The sequence below is a fragment of the Streptomyces sp. NH27 genome, from assembly GCF_056859195.1.
The window spans coordinates 1-17,910 of record NZ_JACEGK010000097.1; the positions used below are offsets into that span (position 1 = coordinate 1).

At 70.6% G+C, this 17,910-nt stretch carries 13 protein-coding genes; 4 read left to right on the plus strand and 9 right to left on the minus strand.

The features are described from left to right. Positions 1 to 91: 91 nt before the first annotated feature. The 5 genes from AC13HU_RS10935 to AC13HU_RS10955 all read right to left on the minus strand — a co-directional run bounded on the left by AC13HU_RS10935 (position 92) and on the right by AC13HU_RS10955 (position 6,646). Positions 92 to 760: a TniB family NTP-binding protein gene (locus AC13HU_RS10935; protein ID WP_483041599.1), complete on the minus strand. Its 669-nt coding sequence runs from the start codon at positions 758 to 760 to the stop codon at positions 92 to 94. A gap of 23 nt (positions 761 to 783) precedes the next feature. Further along, a complete protein-coding gene (locus AC13HU_RS10940; protein ID WP_483041600.1) occupies positions 784 to 2,970 on the minus strand; it encodes a transposase in 2,187 nt (728 codons plus the stop codon). Beyond that, positions 2,967 to 3,593 (minus strand): TnsA-like heteromeric transposase endonuclease subunit, encoded by a 627-nt coding sequence (locus AC13HU_RS10945; RefSeq protein WP_483041601.1) that lies wholly within the window; start codon positions 3,591 to 3,593, stop codon positions 2,967 to 2,969. The genes AC13HU_RS10940 and AC13HU_RS10945 overlap by 4 nt, the downstream gene beginning before the upstream one ends. A 535-nt stretch (positions 3,594 to 4,128) precedes the next feature. Then, positions 4,129 to 5,367, minus strand: a complete 1,239-nt coding sequence (locus AC13HU_RS10950) for a DNA-binding protein (RefSeq protein ID WP_483041602.1) — start codon at positions 5,365 to 5,367, stop codon at positions 4,129 to 4,131. A 205-nt stretch (positions 5,368 to 5,572) separates the two neighbouring features. Next, positions 5,573 to 6,646 carry a hypothetical protein gene (locus tag AC13HU_RS10955; protein WP_483041603.1) on the minus strand — a complete coding sequence of 358 codons (1,074 nt, stop codon included), beginning with the start codon at positions 6,644 to 6,646 and terminating at the stop codon, positions 5,573 to 5,575. Between the two features lie 108 nt (positions 6,647 to 6,754). On the opposite strand from AC13HU_RS10955, the gene AC13HU_RS10960 reads away from it, so the two are divergent. From AC13HU_RS10960 to AC13HU_RS10975, 4 genes are all read left to right on the plus strand, one after another. Continuing rightward, positions 6,755 to 6,973 carry a hypothetical protein gene (locus tag AC13HU_RS10960; RefSeq protein ID WP_483041604.1) on the plus strand — a complete coding sequence of 73 codons (219 nt, stop codon included), beginning with the start codon at positions 6,755 to 6,757 and terminating at the stop codon, positions 6,971 to 6,973. A gap of 291 nt (positions 6,974 to 7,264) precedes the next feature. Continuing rightward, on the plus strand, positions 7,265 to 7,900 hold the full coding sequence (locus AC13HU_RS10965; protein ID WP_483041605.1) for a hypothetical protein: 636 nt from the start codon (positions 7,265 to 7,267) through the stop codon (positions 7,898 to 7,900). After that, positions 7,897 to 9,843 carry a hypothetical protein gene (locus AC13HU_RS10970; RefSeq protein WP_483041606.1) on the plus strand — a complete coding sequence of 649 codons (1,947 nt, stop codon included), beginning with the start codon at positions 7,897 to 7,899 and terminating at the stop codon, positions 9,841 to 9,843. Before AC13HU_RS10965 ends, AC13HU_RS10970 begins: the two co-directional genes overlap by 4 nt. Before the next feature lie 65 nt (positions 9,844 to 9,908). Beyond that, on the plus strand, positions 9,909 to 11,885 hold the full coding sequence (locus AC13HU_RS10975) for a hypothetical protein (protein WP_483041607.1): 1,977 nt from the start codon (positions 9,909 to 9,911) through the stop codon (positions 11,883 to 11,885). 319 nt (positions 11,886 to 12,204) lie between these two features. Here AC13HU_RS10975 and AC13HU_RS10980 read toward each other — a convergent pair whose 3' ends face one another. The 4 genes from AC13HU_RS10980 to AC13HU_RS10995 form a co-directional block, all read right to left on the minus strand. After that, positions 12,205 to 13,107 carry a hypothetical protein gene (locus AC13HU_RS10980; RefSeq protein ID WP_483041608.1) on the minus strand — a complete coding sequence of 301 codons (903 nt, stop codon included), beginning with the start codon at positions 13,105 to 13,107 and terminating at the stop codon, positions 12,205 to 12,207. A gap of 91 nt (positions 13,108 to 13,198) precedes the next feature. Beyond that, complete coding sequence (locus AC13HU_RS10985) at positions 13,199 to 15,892, minus strand: helicase associated domain-containing protein (RefSeq protein ID WP_483041609.1); 2,694 nt, start codon at positions 15,890 to 15,892, stop codon at positions 13,199 to 13,201. Further along, entirely contained in the window at positions 15,889 to 16,353 is a 465-nt protein-coding gene (locus tag AC13HU_RS10990; protein ID WP_483041610.1) for a hypothetical protein, read from the minus strand. Before AC13HU_RS10990 ends, AC13HU_RS10985 begins: the two co-directional genes overlap by 4 nt. Next, positions 16,350 to 17,432, minus strand: a complete 1,083-nt coding sequence (locus AC13HU_RS10995; RefSeq protein WP_483041611.1) for a hypothetical protein — start codon at positions 17,430 to 17,432, stop codon at positions 16,350 to 16,352. The genes AC13HU_RS10990 and AC13HU_RS10995 overlap by 4 nt, the downstream gene beginning before the upstream one ends. Between the last annotated feature and the right edge of the window lie 478 nt (positions 17,433 to 17,910).

Below are 17,910 nucleotides of genomic sequence, written 5' to 3' on the forward strand. Positions count from 1 at the left end.
CCGCCAGAACGGCGAGCCCAACATCGCCGCTGCCCTCCGGAACGCCGGCCGCGACTACCGCCGACCTTTGTCCATCCTCGGCCTCACGTGATCAACCTGGACAGATCCCCATCACGCAATGACCTTGGTCGACGCCGGCGTAGACAAAAGTCGCCGGGATCCTCTCACCGAGGTGCTTCATCTGGTCGGAGGTCTCCGCGCCGGCGCGGGTGCGGGTGTCGAGCAGGTGGACGTCGTCGACGAGGACCAGCGCGGTGCCCAGCTGGCACAGCAGGTGGCAGACGGCGTCGGTGATCTGCGCCTGGTTCATCCGGACCGCGATGGGGATGCCGAGGAACCGGGCGAACTCCGATACCAGCATCTTGGGGGTGGAGGCGGGCGGCACCGCCAGGAACACCACGGGCAGCCGGTCGGTGCGGCCGGGGTGGCGGCGCTGCTCGGCGAGCTCGAAGGTACGGCCCATTTCCAGCAGGGTGGTGGTCTTACCGGTGGTGGGCGGCCCGGACACGATCAGCCCGCGGCGCGCGGTGCCCTGCTGGCGGCGGTTGAGGAGCATCAGCCGCCGCACCGACAGCGAGATGCGCTCCATCGCCGGGGTGGTCAGGACGACGAACCGGGAGTGGTAGTCCAGACGTTCCTCAAGCGACCAGTCCTCGTCCCTGGTGGGCGGGGGCTGCAGCGGGGGAGTGCCGACGAACTGCTGCCAGCCCTCCCGCGTGGTCGGCGGCGCATACGCCGCCATCTGCTGCTCCCCGTCCACGACGGGACCGGCTTCAGTAACTGCTACCACTGGGTCGCCTCCTGGAGAGGGTCGTAGATCCGCGACGGGCGGGGGACTGCGGCCGCGCGGGGCGGCTGTTCGTCCCCGGCGGGGCCGTCGCCGGCATCGGCTGCTGTGCCGAGCGGGTCGTCGTCCTCGTCCCAGCCGTCCTCGAATTCCTCACCCGCTGGCTCATCCTCGCCATCGGGCTCGTCGAGGCTTGTTGGGGTGAAGGCGCCGCCCAGGCCGTAGGACAGGGTCGGGGCCGAAAGGAGGCCGTGCGGTTCCTGCTGGTGCGGGGCGGGCCCGGCCAGCGACGCTGCGGCGCCGGCGCGCGCGGCGACGGTCCGCTCGCGGCGGGTGCCTTCCCCGTTGCCGGCCCGCCGCAGGAGGCGGTCCAGGGCCTGGGCGAGCTGCTGCTCGTGCTCGTCGCGGTCGCTGCGGCGCTCGACGGTTGCGCGGATGTGCCGCCAGGTGAAGTCGGTGAAGGGCAGGCTGACGCGTTCCCGGTGGATCCAGGGGATCTCCGCCCAGCCGCCTGGCAACCGCACCCAGATCTGCTGCGGGTCGTAGGGGTTGTGGTGGACCTCCCACATCCCGTCCCAGGCGGTCGACTTGAACCCGCGGTGCGGGTTGAGAACCTCGTGATCGTAGGTGCGGTAGTCGAAGCGGATGCCGTAGTCGTTGATGCCCAGCCGCTTGACCGGCATGAGCTCGATGTAGTTCTCCGCGCCCAGCAGCACCGGGACATAGCCCGTCACGCCGACCAGCGCGGCCCACATCTCGTTCGGCGACACCGTGAGCTTGGGGGCCAGCGGATGGCGCAGTGACGCGTGCGGGCGGTGCTGCCAGTCCGTGACCAGCCACTCGTCCAGCAGGTCCTGCAACTGGGGAAGCGTCCAGCACACCTCGTCCTCGACATTGCTGCCGCGCTCGGTGACGTTCCGGCCGGTGTAGCCGGCCACGTACTGCGAGAACCGGGCGCCGATGGTGCGGAACATCCTCTCGACATTCCCTTTGGCCGGGCCGTTGGCCGGCGGCGCCGGCTGCACCGACACCCCCAGGCTGTCGCACGCCGCCGTGAACGAGGCGGAGATGAACACCGAACCCTGGTCGACGACCACCGTCTCCGGCATGATCACCGGACGGGCTGCTGCCCCCTCCAGCCGCGCGTCCAATGACACCAGGCGTTCGTAGGGGATGACCGAGCGCGACATCGCCAGCGCCTCTTCCCATCCAGGGCGCATCCGCATGGGCGTCACCATCTGCGCCAGCAGAACCGCCGCGTCCACCGACCCGGTGCCCGCTGGCCGCAGCACGGTCGCACAGGTACTGCGCGTCGCCACGTCCAGGCCGAGCGTCAACTCGGCCTTACCCGTGACCCCGTCGGCCAGGACCACCATCACGTCCAGCGGAGTGCTGTCCAGCATCACCAGCTCACCAGGCCGCAGCGCCACCGTCGGAGTGAACGGCGGAGTCGGCCGTGAGGAATGCATTCGCCGCTGCGCCGCCGTCCCCAGCAGCCCCTGACGGTCCGCGAGGGCGTGCACCAGCCGGTTGAACGTCGAGGCCGGAGGCACCTTCACCGCCCCCACCCCATGGGCGTCCTCCAGAATCCAGCCCACCGTGCGCCGCAGCCGGCTCAGAGTCCCGGTCGACCGCTCCTTCTGCGCCTGGAGTGCTTGCTCGATCGCGGCGACCACCCGCTCATCGGCACGCCCCACCGGCGAGCGCCGCCGGGCGGCCCGGCCGTCCACCAGCCCCCACAGGCCGTGCTCCCGGTAGCGGGCCCGCATCCGCCGCACCGTCACGGCACTGGCCGGCTGACCGGCCGCCGTCAGCTCGGCGGCTTTGGCCTCCTCCCGCTCCGCCATGGTGCGCAGGGCCGGGTCGAACTCGGCCCGCGGCACCTGGTCTTGTCCCGGGACGGGGCACCCGGTCTCGACCTCACGCACATGCCGCTCCCAGGCATACGCGCGCGTCCGCACCTGTTCCGGGAGCTCCTCCAGGAGCCCGAACGGCGGCACACTGCGCTGCGGGGCGCCCACCACTTCGAAGTCGGGGTCGGCGAAGAGGAAGTCCGCCAGAACCGTGGCCACGGAGTTGTCCGCGTCGATCAGCTTTACGCACGGCCCTTCCAGCATGACGACCGTCCAGGTCCGCTTCGCGAACCGCACGTGCGTTCCGGGCTCCAGTACTACGGCGCTCACCCCTGCCCCCGCCCGGGGCGGCCTGCCGTCACGGTCACCCGCTCGTGCAGGGGCTCTTCCAGGGGAGCCGACAACTTGCCGTGCCACAGCGCGTGGAAGACCACCGGGAAGACCTGGACCGGATCACCGAGTTCACGCACCCCCTCGATCAGCGGTAGCGGCCGCCGGAAGATTTCGGCTGCGCGCCTGGCCAATTCTCCGCCCTTGTAGCGGGGGTGCCGGTACCCGGCCAGCCAGCGCAGATTGGCCGCCAGAACCGGATCCGGGGGCCGCAGGACCTGGTACTGCCATCCCACCGCCGCGGCCGAGGCCTCCATCACCGCAGCGCGGGAGGCCAGGCGCGGCGAGATGTCCCCGTGCCCGGCACAGTCCGCCAGCAGACCCCTGCCGTCTGCGAGACGGGCCATCAGATGCGGTGCGTGCCGCACCCGGGCCCCCTCACGGTCATACCAGGTGAGCTCCACCGGACGACACGCTATGGCCACCACCTGAGGATCATGGTCCAGCAGCATCACCTGGGTCCGCATCACCCCGGACGCGTAGTGCACCAGCCGGCCGTCGGTCGCCGACCACCACCAACCCGGCGCCATCCGCTTGCCGTGCCGCACCGGAAAACGGCGCACCGGGCCGCACTCCTCCAAGCAGACACCACGCGCGGCGTCCGGCCATAAGGTCCGCTGCTCGGTTCCCGCCTGGTCGATGAACCGGGCCTCCAGTCCGTCGCCGGTCCCGACCGGTAACTCCGCGGTCGCCTCAGCATCTCCCGGTATCCCGTCTGACAGCCCGGCGGGGTGCCCGGATGTGCGAACCGGCTCGCGGACCGCCGCGGCCGGCAGTTGGCCGCATCCTCCGCCTGCCGGACCAGATGCCCGAGGACCGGCCTCCCCTGCGGCCTGCGCACCGCCGCGGGCTCCAGCGATCTGCCGTGGCGGTGGGGGTAAGGCGGGGCCGCCGGGCGCCGGCGGGTGGTGCGTGTCGATCATGTGCTCCAGTCAAGCGTGCCCGTGCGCGCGGACCGCCGAATCCGGCCAACTTCCGCCGCACACCGCCCGGTTCGCCCCGGACTGCCGATGATGGCGCGGGCCGGCTGCCGGTGTCAGTGCGGACCCCTGCCCTGGCGTCCGCCGCTCGCCCCGAGGCTGCCGGGCGCGGGTGCGCTCACCCCGGCGGTGTGGGCGCAGTGGTGTATGCAGCGGCGGCGCGGCCGTGCCGGTCGCGGAACAGCCGCCGGACCGCGGGCGTGGTGCCGGGGCCCGGCCCGGCACCGCCAGTGCTGCCGTGGCCGCGTGCGGCTGCCGCCTGTTCGGCCAGGGCACGCAGCTGGACCCGGGCCGAGGCGGGGCGGTGATCCGCGCGCAGCCACCACGGGTCCAGCCCGTACCCCTGGGGGTGCTGCTGGCCGCGGCGGATGCGGGTGAACGCGCCCACGCAGTCCAGCAGCGGCCCGGCATGCAGCGGCCCGCCGAGTACCAGCCCCGTCTGCGGGGCCTGGCCGGTGTCCGCCAGCCAGGGCCGCCCCAGCCGTGCCGCGAGTTCGCGGAAGAACGCCCCATCGGGCCGGAACGGGCGTACCGGCCCGCCGCGCCCGTGGTCGTCCCAGATCCGTTCCTGCATGCCGGGGTCGAGCAGCATGCGAGCGAGGGCCACGGTCTCGGGGAAGACCACTGCGTCGCGGGCGATGATCCGCCACCACCAAAACCGCGGCCCGGCATCCCCACCGGCGACCGCATGGAGGCGGGCCGGCCAGATGCGTTCCTGATCCCATTCCAGGGCCTGTTCCCACCACGCGCAGACCACGGCGTGGGCTAGGGCGAACACCCGCCCCGGATCGGCCCCGGCCGCAGCCGCGGCCTGGGCGACCTTCGGCCAGGCCCGCTGTGCCGCGGCGACCTCCGGGGCCGCCCGCAGGTCCAGGTGATGGTGGCGATGGCCGTCCCCTGCGGTGAGCATCCACCGCCGGTGACGGGCGCAGACCCGCTGCCACGGCGCGACGTACCGCACCACTACGGTGTCCCGGCCGGTGCGGGCCGCCGCGCACAGCGCGCACCCGTACGCCGCCGGCCCGTGCTCCCCGGCCGAGGCGACCTTCCACCGGCCCGCCGGAGTGCCGGTGCCAGCGGCTTCCCCGGGCGGGCGGGGAGCAGTCGCCGGAGCTGGCTGCGGTTCGTCGCCGAAGGCGGGTAGCGCCCGGGCCAGATCGTGTTCGCTGACTCCGCCCAGCTGGGCGAGTAACTGTCGGCCGGCCGGGTTCAGTAGCACCTCGGCGTCGTCGCGCGGGCCGGCCTCGTCCCGGGGCCGGGAGCCGGTCCAGGTCCACCACGGTAGTAGCGCGGCGGGTTCCATGCCGTAGCGGCAGGCGAGCCGGGACAGGTACGACCACGTCGTCTCCCCGGCCACCGGGGCAACCCGCAGCACCGCAGGCCGGAGGGCCGGCTGGGCTTGGGCAGCGCTGCAGGGACCGGCGGCCTGACCGGTATGTGCCGGGCACCGCTCCCGCGTCCTGGCGCCGGGGACACGGCCCGGGGGAGTGGACTCGGTCATGATTCACCTGCTCCTGCGCTGGCGCCGGGGCGTGCCCAAGACGACAGGCAGCCGGGGAGGGTTACGGCTGGATGGGGTTCTGGGTGCGGCGGATGAGTTGCTCGGTGCGTTCCCGGTAGCTGGCGAGGGCGTCGGCTCGGCCGGGCAGAAGGAGAGTGAGCGCGGTCTGGTAGGCGGCGACGGTGGGCCAGGCGGGGCTGTCGCCTTGGATGGGCATGTGGCGGCCCCACTCGTCCCACATGGGGTCGGCCAGCGCCGTGGTCATGGCGTCCGGGACTGCTTCGATATCGAGGCCGGTCGGCGGTGCGGGCAGTCCGGCCTGGGCGGCGGGGCCGAGACGGACGAGGACCAGTTCGAGGGCCGCGGAGGTGGCGGTGACCAGTTCCACCGCGCGGCGCAGGGCCGGGTCGGGCGCGGCCTGTACCGCGTGCTGCAGTGCCGGCCAGCCTCCGGCCAGCGGGAAGCCCTCCCACGTGCCGCCGTGCCCGGCTGCGTCCCGGGCTGCGGCTGCGGTACGCATCCCTTCGGCCTGTTCGGGAAAGACCTGGCACAGCGCTTCCAGGAGTTCGTCCTCGCCGACGTCTTCACCGCCGCCGGCGAGCAGCCGGCCCAGGACGAGGGCGAGGCCGCGGTCGACGCGCGGCAGGGGCGCGACCGCGGCCGGGTCGCGTGCGGCGGTGGTGGCGACGGCCCGCAGCAGGGCGTGCTGGTCAAGGTCCGGCACGCGGCGCGCGGCCGCCTCGGCCGCGTCGTGGCGCCGCTGCCAACTGTCGTCATCACGGGCGTTCCCTGTCGCAAGCCGTCTCCCGTACCGGTCGAGCTGGTCCACGACCGCGGTCCGCAGCCGGGCCACGCCGCCCGGCGAGCCGTCAGCCGACCAGCAGGCCCAGGCCGCCGCCACCGGCAGCGCCCTGCCCTGACAGGAGGCGGCGGCCAGCCACGCGGCCCGGCCCACGGTCTGGGGCAGCAGGTGCGAGGCGGTGCCTCGACCGCGCCCCAAGTGCTCGCGGGGGTGGGGCGGCAGGTAGTGCGCAGCCCGCCACCGCTCCAACTGCGCCTGGGAGACGGCCAGTCCGAGGTCGGCAAGTGCGGCGATGAGCGCAGCATCGGCGCCGGAGGGCGCGCAGCGGGTCACCCGCCTCAGTTTACAACCCCGCGAAGCTCTAGCCGGAGGCCGTCCAGCGGTGTGAGGAGATGGGCACCAGGCGCCGCACACAGCGACGCCGGGAAGGAACCGATCACCATGCCGGCCGCTACGCCGACCGCCCTGACCGCCGTGCTCGCCGGCCTGCCCCCTGCCGCCATGGCGCTGTTCCTGCTCGCGCGCTGGGGCCGGCCGCTGGTCCTGCTGCTCGGCCTGCTGGCATCCCTGCGCGGGGTCCGCGGCGCTCACCGGGCGGCGATGTACGGCCAGTTCGCACAGGCCCTGCACCGATGCCGGAGCCGCCAGCCGGGCCCCTGACGCAGGGATCCAATGTCGCTGTCACCCCTGCGGCGGAAAAGCTCGCCGGGGCCGGGCCACCGGCGGCGGAGATTTCGCCGGTCTGCGGAGGCCTCGGACGTTCCCGGCCCCGAGCCGATCAATAGGGTCCCTTGAGGGGACGACACTGTTTTGATGACTCGTATCCAACTGGTTACGCGGCGCGTTGGCATGTGCTATTCATGGGGATCTTGCTGGGCTTGGGGGATTTGAGGGGGCCGAGTGGCGGATTCTGCCGTGCGACGGGCTTCGCGGGCACAAGATGCGGTGCGGTTGCTGTTCCTGCTGGACCGCTGCGGAACGCCGTGCGGGGACAGCACAGCAGGCGACGCACCCGGGGGCGCTGTGGCGCTGATCTCCGGGCAGAAGCGTCTGCAGGCACTCGATTTCTGGCTGCGGAACCCGGACTACCTCGCCGATGAGCTGCTCAACCAGGTCGAGAGCGGCTCCATCGCCGAGCTTGCGTGGGCGATGGATCAGGCGCGTGCTCTTCTTGAGGGCGACGAACCGGAGATCTCCCGCTACCCCATGGTGCGCTGGCGGTTCGGCGCCTGGGAGGCCCTTGACGACGCCCTGTCGCTGCTGTTCGCGCACGGCCTGATCGATGTGGTGGCGGTGGGGGAGCCTCCCGCGAAGGTGGAGCGCTGGGACTACTACCTGCTGGCCGCAGGCCGGGATCTCGTCACGGAGCTGCGCTCCGATGCCCCTGACCTGGCCTGGTATGACCAGCGGGCAGCGGTCGTCCTGGCTGTGGCGGGACAACGCAGCGGCAGCCAGCTGAAGGAACTCCAGTACCAGCAGGCTGAGTACGAGCGCACCGTATGGAAGGCCAGCATCAGCGGCATCACCGAGCGTGTCCGTGAGCGGCTCGTGAAGAACACGGCAGGCAGGGCGGGAGCAGGCGAATGAGCGACTTCGTGGAGGCGGTGGCCCGCCGGGCCCGCCTCGAGACCGGGCAGACCGCAGAGATTCTGGCGCGACACGGGGTGCGCGAGAGCAGCATCCTGCCCCGGCCCCGCCAGCTGCTGGTCACACACGTGTCCTTCACCGGGGAGAAGAGCGGAAAGTCGACTGGGACGGTCGACTTTTCCTGGGACCTGGGCGCAGGACTGTGGGGCGTGACTGCGGACAATCTGCGCGGTAAAAGCACCATCCTGGAGGTCATCTGGTGGTGCCTGCGCGGGACCGATGCCCTCCAGGCTGATGTCAGGAAGTGGATCCACCAGGTGCGCCTGGACGCCGACATCGACGGCGAACCGTTCACCGTGCTCGTGGAGACACCGAGCGGGGGGCTCACCGGCACGCTGACCGTCGGCGCCAAACAGCACCTCACCCCCTTCACGGGTGAGGCGGAGTTCGCCTCGGTGATGAGCGCCTTCATGATGGACCGGCTGGGCTTGGATTTCCTGCGCGGATGGCGCAAGGACACCTCCGTAGCTGAGGAGGGCCAGGACGCCCGCGACGGCCAGGTGGTGGTGACCTCTTGGCCCGCTTTCAGCCACGCCCTGCTGTGCCGTAACCGCGAGAGTGACGCGCTGCTGGGGGAGACAGCCGGCGGCGGCACGATGGTGAGTCTGCTGCAGATGTTCGTCGGCCTGCCGTGGACAGCGACCCGCCGCGACGCCAAGGCGGCCCTGGACCTGGTGCAGCAATCCCTGAAAGGCCAGCGCCGCCGCGCTCAGCAGGACCTCACAGCCCGCGGCGTCACGCTGGACGACCTCAAAAGGGAGCTCACCCGCGCCCGTCAGGCAGCCGAGCTGGCAGACACCGCGCCCAGCCTGGAGTCGGCGGTCAAGACCGTGGAGCAGGCGGGCGCGCACCTTTTCGAGCTCACCGGCCAGCACACCGTTTGGCTGCACCAGTTGCAGCAGAACCGTCAGGCCGAGGAAGAGCTGCACGAGACTCTCGTTCTGGACCGGGCACGGCTCCGGGACGTCCGTGAGACCGCGGCAGCCCAGCGGTTTTTCGGCGCGCTCAAGCCCACTTGCTGCCCGCGCTGCTCCACCACGCTGGACCTGTTGCCCCACGCCGGCCTGGATGAGGCGCACTGCCGTATCTGCGGTTCGGCGCCTGCAGAAGCGATCACCGACCCGGGCGCCGCCGACGAACTGGCCGCCTCCATCGGAACCCTCAACGACGCCTACAACGAGGCCAAGAGCGCGGCCCGGCAGGCCGCCAGGAACGTGGAAGCATCCAAGGCAGCCCTGGCCCAGGCCCGCCACCGGCTGGACGAAGCGCAAGCCGCACTGCCCCGCGAGTCCGCTCTGCGCGCCCATCTGGAGGTAGCCCGACTCGAGGGCGCCTTCGGTGAGCGTGAGGCCGCCGAGCGCCAGGCCCGCCCACCCGAGGGGATGTCACCGGAGGAGAGCGTTCTCGATGCGGCCAGTAAGGAGGCCGACAAGCGCGCGAAGGACGCCTCGGCCGCATTGCTGGGCAACGTCAGCCAGGAGATCTGCAACCTGGCGATCCGGCTCGGTATGAAGGAGCTGCAGTCCATCAAGCTGTTCGGCAACGGAAAACTCGAAGTCATCAAGGGCGACAGCAAAACGACCTTCAGCGCCGTAACGCCCGGCGAGCAGGTGCGCCTGCGGATCGCCACCCTCCTGGCCCTCCTGCGGGTCGGCAAGGAGACCGGCGTGGGTCGCCACCCGGGCCTGCTGCTGCTCGACTCCGCCGGAGCCCAGGAGACCATCGACGTCGACCTGGCGGAAGTCCTCAGCCAGCTCAAGGGCATCTGCGAGGAAACCCCAGATCTTCAGGTCATCATGGCCACGGCCAAACGCGACCTTGCCACCGCGGTGATCCCCTCCGGGCGGCTGAAAGCTGCAGCCTCGGGTGACCCTGTGTGGTGAACCGCCGTTTAAGGTGACCGACGCCCCTCGCCGATCGCCCACTCGCTCGAGAAAGGCCACCTGCTGTGACCCCACTCGAGATGCGCCTTGCCAGGGACGGCGATCCGCCCACACTCGCGGACCTCGGCGGCGAGGACGCCCTCTGGAGCCAGGCTGACCCCCTTGAGGCATCCCTGATGTGGTTCCGCGCCGCAGAAACCCTCCTCAAGGAATGGGACACCCTCCACAACCCCGACCGGGCAGCCACCTTCATCACCCGGGCACTGAGCCTCACCGGCAGCCCTACTGCAGCCGCCGACACCCTCGACCGCTTGGTCGAACACCCCGGCTACCTCCAGCGCGCCGCCACCCAGCTCAATGCCCTCGCTCTGGAACGCAGCCGCCACCACACCGCACCCCTGGATGCAGAACTCGCCGGGCACTTCCTCGAAGCCGCCCTCCGCCTTGCCCTGCCAGGGACCGCACGCCGCTTCGCGCTCTTCGACCGGCTCATCGACCCCGAAGCCCCCACCGCCCCCAGCAGCTACGCCCGCCGCACCGTGCGGGCACTCGGCACCGCCTACGAACACTGGCGCGATGCAGATCTACGCACAGCACTCCAGAACTTCGTCGGCACAGCGGTGCACGGCGACGCCGTCTACGAGCTGGCCATGTGCCACCTCGCCGACGCCGCCAACGCCCCCGACCGGCATGCCCTTCTGGACGCCTTCGCCACCGCCCGCGGCCTCCTCCAGCAAGCTCTGGACGCCGACGAGGACCGCCCCGACGCCACCGCCTTCCTCGCCGCACTCGACGCGGTCCTAGCCTTCGACGCAGGCAACACCACCACCGTGAACTCCGCCGCCCGCCAGCTCCGCCGCTCCCTGACGGAACACGCGATGTGGCTGACCGGCACCCGTACGCACTGGCGAGCCGGCCGATACGACACAGAAGCCGCCTGGTACACCCTCAGCCACGACCTCGAACACGCCGACGCCTATCTTGACCAGCCCCTGACCACCTGGCCGAATCAGACCATCCAGCACATCCTCGCCACCTACACAGCCCACCGCAGCGTCCGCGTACAGTCGGCCGACGGCACCGCCGGCATGCAAGTCCTGGTCGCGCCCCGCATCGAGAACGCCTTCGCCAGCCGCCAAGGCCTCCTACTCCACCTGCGAGGCCTGATCGCCGACGCACCCGAGGACTGGGACGCAGCCAGCGCCCAGCAGCTTCTCCAAGCCGTCGACGACCGCCTCCAGACCCACGATCCGCAGGCACAACCAGGAGCCCCGGGAAAAGCAGCGCAGGCGGCCCTCTACCCGGAGTTGGCCGCCGCGGTCGGTAGCCACGTCCTGGCCGCCCTACCCACCCGGATGCTCGAAAGCCTGAAGGACAGCATCTCGCAGACCGATGCCGTCCTGATCTCTCAGCTCCCGATCGCGCAGCAGCAGATCTACAACGAAGTCGTCGCAGTCCTGAACGACTGCGACGACTTCCGCCACCCCGTCATCCGGCAGGGCTTCATCCAGCTCATCACTCAGACCATCCGCTTCCTGCACAGCCGAACCAACCGCGCCCGCGCCCACCACACGCCACGCTTCGCCTACCTCTTCGCCCCCGAGCCCGGAGAGAAGCTCCCCCTGGAGAACACCGTCCAAGAAGACCTCCAGGACTACCTGGACGGAAACCTCGACGAAGTCGACATCGAGGCAGCCGACCGAAGCGGCGGCCGCGCCGACATCGAAGTCCGCTTCCCCGGCTTCACGACCATCATCGAATGCAAACGGACCACCGGGCAGACCACGCGCAAAGGACTGCGGCGCTACCTCGGCCAGACGATCGCCTACCAGGCCGGCGGCATCACACTGGGCATGCTCGTCGTTCTCGACCTCACGCCGAAGAAAGACTGGATCCCCAACATCCGCGACAACATGTGGGCCGAGCGAATCCCTTCACCAGCCCCCGACCAGCGAGACCGATGGGCCGTCGTCGTGCGAGTCCCCGGGAACAGAACCTCTCCGTACGACATGAGAACACCAGCCACCCTCCGGGAGGAATAGAGGTCGTCGGATGGTCGGCGTATCGCCGTCGGGCCTCACCGCGCCCACCCCATGCCCGGTTCCAGAGGCGCGCCCAGCTGATCCACCGTGAGCTTGTCGCGCCTCCACTTGGTTGGAAAACTGTACGCCGAGCTTCACGAGCACCGGCTCCTTCTCGCCGTCGACCGCGACTGCTCACTGCGCCCGGGGGTACCGGCCGGAGGACGCCTTCACGCCTCACCCCCTGCGCGCATGGGCCGCAAGGCGGCGCTGGAGTGTCTGCTGCGCCCTGCTCAGGCCCGTCGGTGCCCGGGCCATCGCATCAGGACCACCGGGATCGTCACCCGAAGTCGGGTTCCCAGTCGGGATCCACCTCCTCCTCGGTGCGCAATGACTGGGCTCTCATGTTCGCAAGATCCAGTTCCGGTCTGGTCAGCGTGAGGTCGCAGACCCGACATCCGAAGAAGCGTGGAAAGAACCAGATGTCGCCGTAATCGCCATCCTTGTCACGCCCGCTCATGAAGGCAGCACTGTCGCATGCGGGACACTGCGTGGGCACATGCAGAAACCATCCGCTGGGCGCCGGGGCCGCTGACAAACTGGCGACGACAGACAACTTTTCGCTGGCGGACAGGTGGGCTGTTCTCTCGGCGAAGATCTTTCTCGCCCGCCGGATCTTCGCTTCGTAGCGCAGTTTCAGCTCGGTGGTCGTTTTCTCCACGAGGCTCTGACACTCCTCGTAGCGGCTCGCCCAAAACCCTGCTGGGTCCTTCGCTAGATCGGGCAGCAAAGAATCGATGTACTCAATACCAGCTGTCAGGAGTTCTCGACATTCACTAGGCGGCCGCCCCCACCCCATGTGGGTGATGCCGTTGCGGGCATCTCTCAACGCCGCAAGCTGTACAGGAATGTCGCTCCTTCCTACTTGGGTAACCTTTCGTACTTGCGCGAGCCTTATCACGGCCTCCGCGCCGCCGACGGTCTTGAGGCCTGTACGTCCCTTCTCTACCTTGTCTTCCTGACCGCCCAGCACGAGCAGGTCCTGTACAGAAGGCTTGATGTCGGCCAGCAATGTGAGTGCGACGGACGCCAGACAGGCCTTGGCCAGGTGCTCGACAGCCACGGCCATGTGATGGACTGCGAAGTCCTGGTCTGCGGGCTCTTCGAGGTAGGCGTCGATAGCCGTCCGAGCCCATCGCTGTGCGGAACGCACCAGCTCGTCACGGATCTCATCCTGGTTCATCTGAGAACCGTAGTGTGCTCGACGCTCGATTTGGCTTCCGCTGCGCCGCCTGACGCGGCGGACACCAGAGTCCGGTCAGCTGGTTGCTTCTTCACGCCCACTCGATGCCCAGCTTCCGCAGCGCGCCCAGCTGATCCGCGGTGAGCTTGTCGCGGCGGCTCCTGGTGTTGGTGAGCCATACGCCCAACCGGATCGCCACGGATTCTGCCTGGCCGTCGACCGCGATTTGCTCGCTGTGTCCGCGGGGTACGGGTCGGCCCGGGCCTTCCCGTTCGACCCACTGTGTGAGGGCGGTCAGGCCGCGTTGGAAGGCCTGCTGTGCTTTGCCCGTGCCTTTCGCTGCGCTTGCGGTTGCTGGGGCGGGTGACGGTGTCGGGGTGGGCTGCAGGCCGAGTCCGGTCAGCCGTTGCTGCTGTTCGGGGGTGAGCAGTGTCCAGGTGGCCGGCTGCTGTTGGCGTCGGAGCCAGGTGCCGATGTCGTCGCCGTCCCAGATCACGCCGGGTTGGATGTCGGGCAGTACGCCGCCGGGTTCGTCCGCGGCGACCTCGGCCAGGACCCGGTAGTGGCGTTGCCAGTCCAGCGGCCACGGGCAGTCCCAGTCCGGGTCGATCTCCGCGAGCTGCGCCGCACGCACGGCGGCCCGCTCCGGGTCCTTGCCGAGCCCATTTTTCTCTCCCTTCCTGCGCAGGTTGGCCAGGTGTTGCCCGATGGGCACCATGGCCTCGCCGTCGCCCCACATGGCGTCCTGGCGGGGTGCGAGGTGGCCGGTGGCGCGCCGGTAGGACCGGAAGGTGGCGAGCTTGTTCTCCCACGCCTCTTCGCCCGGTTCCCAGACCATGCCGGCCTCGGGGGCGTTCAGCAGTTCCTCGCGGTGTTCTTCGAGTTCCCCCGCCCGGTGGGCTTTGCGCTGCTGGTGCACCCACCGCCCGAGGGGGAAGTCCCGGGTGACCCCGACCTCGACCTCCACGTCATAGGGCACGGCGTGGACGCCCGTGATGCCGTTGTCCTTCCGCCAGCGGGTGAGGGCCTGGTAGCCCTGGAGCCAGACCAGGGGCTCGGGCGTGTGGACGCGGGTGCGCAGGAACGCGGCGATGGTGGCGGCGTCGCGGGGGCCGGCGAAGTTCAGCAGCGCCGATTCGAAGCCCGCGTCGGTGTCGTCCTGCTGCTGGCCCTCGCTGTCGCTTCCGCCGCCGGCTCCGATGATCCGGCCTTCGCTGTCGCGCTTGACGTGGACCTTGCGCTGTTCGCGGCCGCGGGTGAGGGCGCGGGAGGCGAGTTGCTCGACGAGGCGTTTGTCGTGCGAGCGGAGTCCTTGGAGTACGGCTGCGAGGGGGGCGTAGCTGGCGGAGGCGACCATGCCGGTGGGGTCTTCGCCGGGTTCGAGGAAACAGGGCACGATGATCCGGGCGGTCTTGGTGGTGCCGTCGGGGTTGGGGCGCAGGGCGCGGCCGATGTTCTGGACGATCTCGACCTGGGAGCCGCGGGTGTCGGCGAAGCAGATCGCCTCGACGCCCCGTTCGCCGGTGATGTCGACGCCTTCGCCGAGGACGCGGACGGATGCGAGGAAGGCGCGGTGGACGCGCCGGCTGTTGGCGTCGATGCCGTTCGCGAACTGGCGCAGGGTCTCGCGGCGTTCGGCGACGGTGTGGTCGCCGCACAGCCACGCCGCCCAGACCCGGTCCGGGTGCACGTGGCGGCCCGGCTCCACCTCGTCCGGCTCGGCCCCGAGGGGGGAATCGGGGCGCTCGTCGGCCTGGTCCAGGACGTAGTCGGTGACCGGGTCGGTGTACAGGTCGGCGGCCGTCTCGCGGAGCTTGCCGGCGAACGCGGCGGCTTCCTCGACCCGGTGGTGGAACGTCATGACGGTGCGCAGGTTGAGGCGGGCGGCGTGTTCCAGCAACGCAGCCTGCAACAGTGCCAGGCGCCGTCCGCGGCGGGCTTCCTGCGACAGGCCCACGAAGTAGTCGGGGTCCTCGATCTCCAGCACGTCGATCTCGAAGCCGGCCAGGACGCCCCGCTCCACCGCCTCCGACAGCCCCAGTTCCGCGCCGGGAAGCCAGGCCCCGAAGGTGCCTTCCGGGTCGCTGATCATGCTCGCGATCTCCAGCTCCTTGCAGCCGGCGCCCTTCTGCGGCCGGGGTGCGGCGAGGATGCGGGGGGTGGCGGTGAGGTAGAGGCGGAAGTCCGCGGGGATGCGTGCGTTGTCGTGGATTGCCGCCCACGGGCGCCCGAGGTCGCCCGCCGTTCCGTGGGCCTCGTCCACGATGGCGAGGTTGAAGCCGTCCATGCGCTGGCCGTAGAGCCGGTCTCCGCCCGCCAGGGCGGTCTCCAGCGGCCCGCGCATCTTCTCCCGGCCCGACGGGTCCTCGGGGTCTTCGCGGTCCACGAGAGAGGCGTACGTGGCGAACGCCACCAGCGGCCCGGAGCCGGCCCACAGGGCGAGCTGGATCGGGTTGGTGGTGGTGCGCACCCCCAGCTCGTTCAGCACCGCATCGTTCTCCAGGGAGCACACCGCGACCATCGGGGAGCGGTGGCCCACCGCACGCCACGCCTGCGCGGTCTGCACCAGCAGGTCCAGGGTCGGGACGGTGACCAAGATCCGGCCGTCCGGGAAGGACTCCAGCGCGCTCGCAGCGGCCATGATCGTTTTACCCGATCCGGTCGCTGACACGATGGTGCCCCGCTTCCCCCGGGCGGGCACAGATGATCTTGCGGGGAATCCAACCCACTTCCGGAAAGCCGCCTTCTGCTTGATCTGGTGTTCCTTGAGCTGAATCCCGCTCATTCTCCCGCCCCTGACTCCATCGAATGTGAAACGCCATCACTGCCCGCCGGTCCGGTCTGCTCCCCGGCCTTTTGGTGGTTATGGATGATCCCGGCGAGTTTCTGCACCGCCGACGTGGTCAGGGCACGTCCCCGCTGCCGGTACACGCTGTCGGCGGTGGAGACCAGGGTGTCGGTCGCCGCGGTGACGCCGCCGTCCCAGCCCTGCCCGTACGCCTCGCCCCGGTCATCGGGCGCCAGTTCGCACTGCTCCTCAACCCAGCAGTGGCCCCCGGCGACGGCGCCGGCCTCCACCGCGCACACCAGCTGGTCGGCTTCATCCGGCTCGATCCCCACGGCCGCCAGGGCGGCGAAGATCCGCATGCGGGCGTTGACCTGCATCGTCATGTAGTCGCCCATGCGGCGGCGCGGGTCGGCGCTGACGTCGGGTGCGGAGGCGGCGCGGATCTGCGGAGTGCTCATCGCCCGCCGTCCTTGTCACCGGTGTCGTACCGCCAGGCGTCGTGCAGCCGCTCCAGCGCCGTGTCCTCCTGGCTGTGCTCCGCCCAAATCCCTTCGAGCCCCAGCGGGACGGCCTCGAGCCGCTCGCACAGCACGTAGCAGGCGGTCATGTCGACCAGGACGACTTCGTCCTCGAACAGCCCGCCGGGCCCGTAACGCGCCCACAGCCGCTCCAGCCGCGCCCGGTTGGCGTTCAGGAACTCCTCCAGCACCTGCGGGTAGGCGTCCCGTTCGGCCAGCTTCACGGTCCGCAGCGCGATCCCCACCACGTCCCGGGACTCCGCCTCCCACCGGTCGCCGCTGGTGCCGGTGACGGCCGCGAAGTGCTCCCCGCACACCGCCAGGACACGGTCGACAAGCTCCGCCGGCGCCTCGCCCGGCTCGTCCGCGCTCGCACTGCGGACCGGAGGCCGGCTGACGCCGCTGCTATCCCCGGGCGCTGCGGGTCGGTCGGCCTTCGTCAAGGCCATCCCGTGGTGGTCCAGGTAGGCCAGCAGGAACACCGCCAGGGCCCGCCCGGGATCGCTGGCGTGCCCGATCCCGGGCGCCTCGCCGGTCCAGCCGAAAAGAGCCTGGTGGGGACGGGGGTGCACCCCGCTGCCGTGCGGGTTGGGAAAGACAACAGCGCGGGTGAAGAAGTCGTCCAGCAGGCTGAGCTGGTCCGCATCCGGGTTCGCCAACTCCCGGCCGCGCACAGTCGTCAGGGCGTTGTCCAGGATGACGGCCAGGTACCTCCGGCGTGCATCCTCCAGTTGATAGGCCCCGCCGACCGGGCGCTCCTCCGGATCCGCCCCCGCGGCTTCACCGTTCGCGCGCTCCTCACTCTCCTGCTGCCAGCGGTCCACGACCGGGTCGCTCTCGGGGGAGTAGGTCTCCCACCCCGAGGCGGTCATCCAACTCCACAGCCGCTTCAGCTCGTTCCGCCGGACCGCAGCAAGCCGCTCCTCCGTACTGACCGCCGGCCGGTCGTCCTTTTCCAGGCCGCCAAGCGGCCACCCAGCGACCGTGAATTTGATCCGCAGCCAGACCGGTAACCTCACGCTGGATTTCCTTCCGCGCCTCATGGCGCATTTCGAAGCTCAACGAATTCAAATCGTCCTCGCTTATCGAGCCCCGCCCCGTGGCCGGGGGCTGTCCCGTGTTTCCGCCAACGGTACATGCTGCATCCGTGCGATGCACCCGCTACACTGGAACCCACACGAACGAGCGACCCCCCACCCTCACAGCCAGCCTGGCCCGCGCCAGCGGGCCCCAAGGTCCTCAAGGCGCAGCCGCGAGGACCACCCAGCGGGAAGCGCAGCGCCCCGCCCCCAGAGCGCACCGCGCTCCCCAACACCACACTAGGAGCCACACACCCGCACCTGGCCACCCGTCAGCACCGGGCCGCGCACCGCGCGGCCAGCCGGACGCGCAGCGGCCGGCCCCACCCGTGACCGGAGCGCAGCGAAGGGAACGGCCCATGCGCAGCATGGGCGCGCCGAGCGAAGCGAGGCGCAGCGCTGGCACACGGCGCAGCCG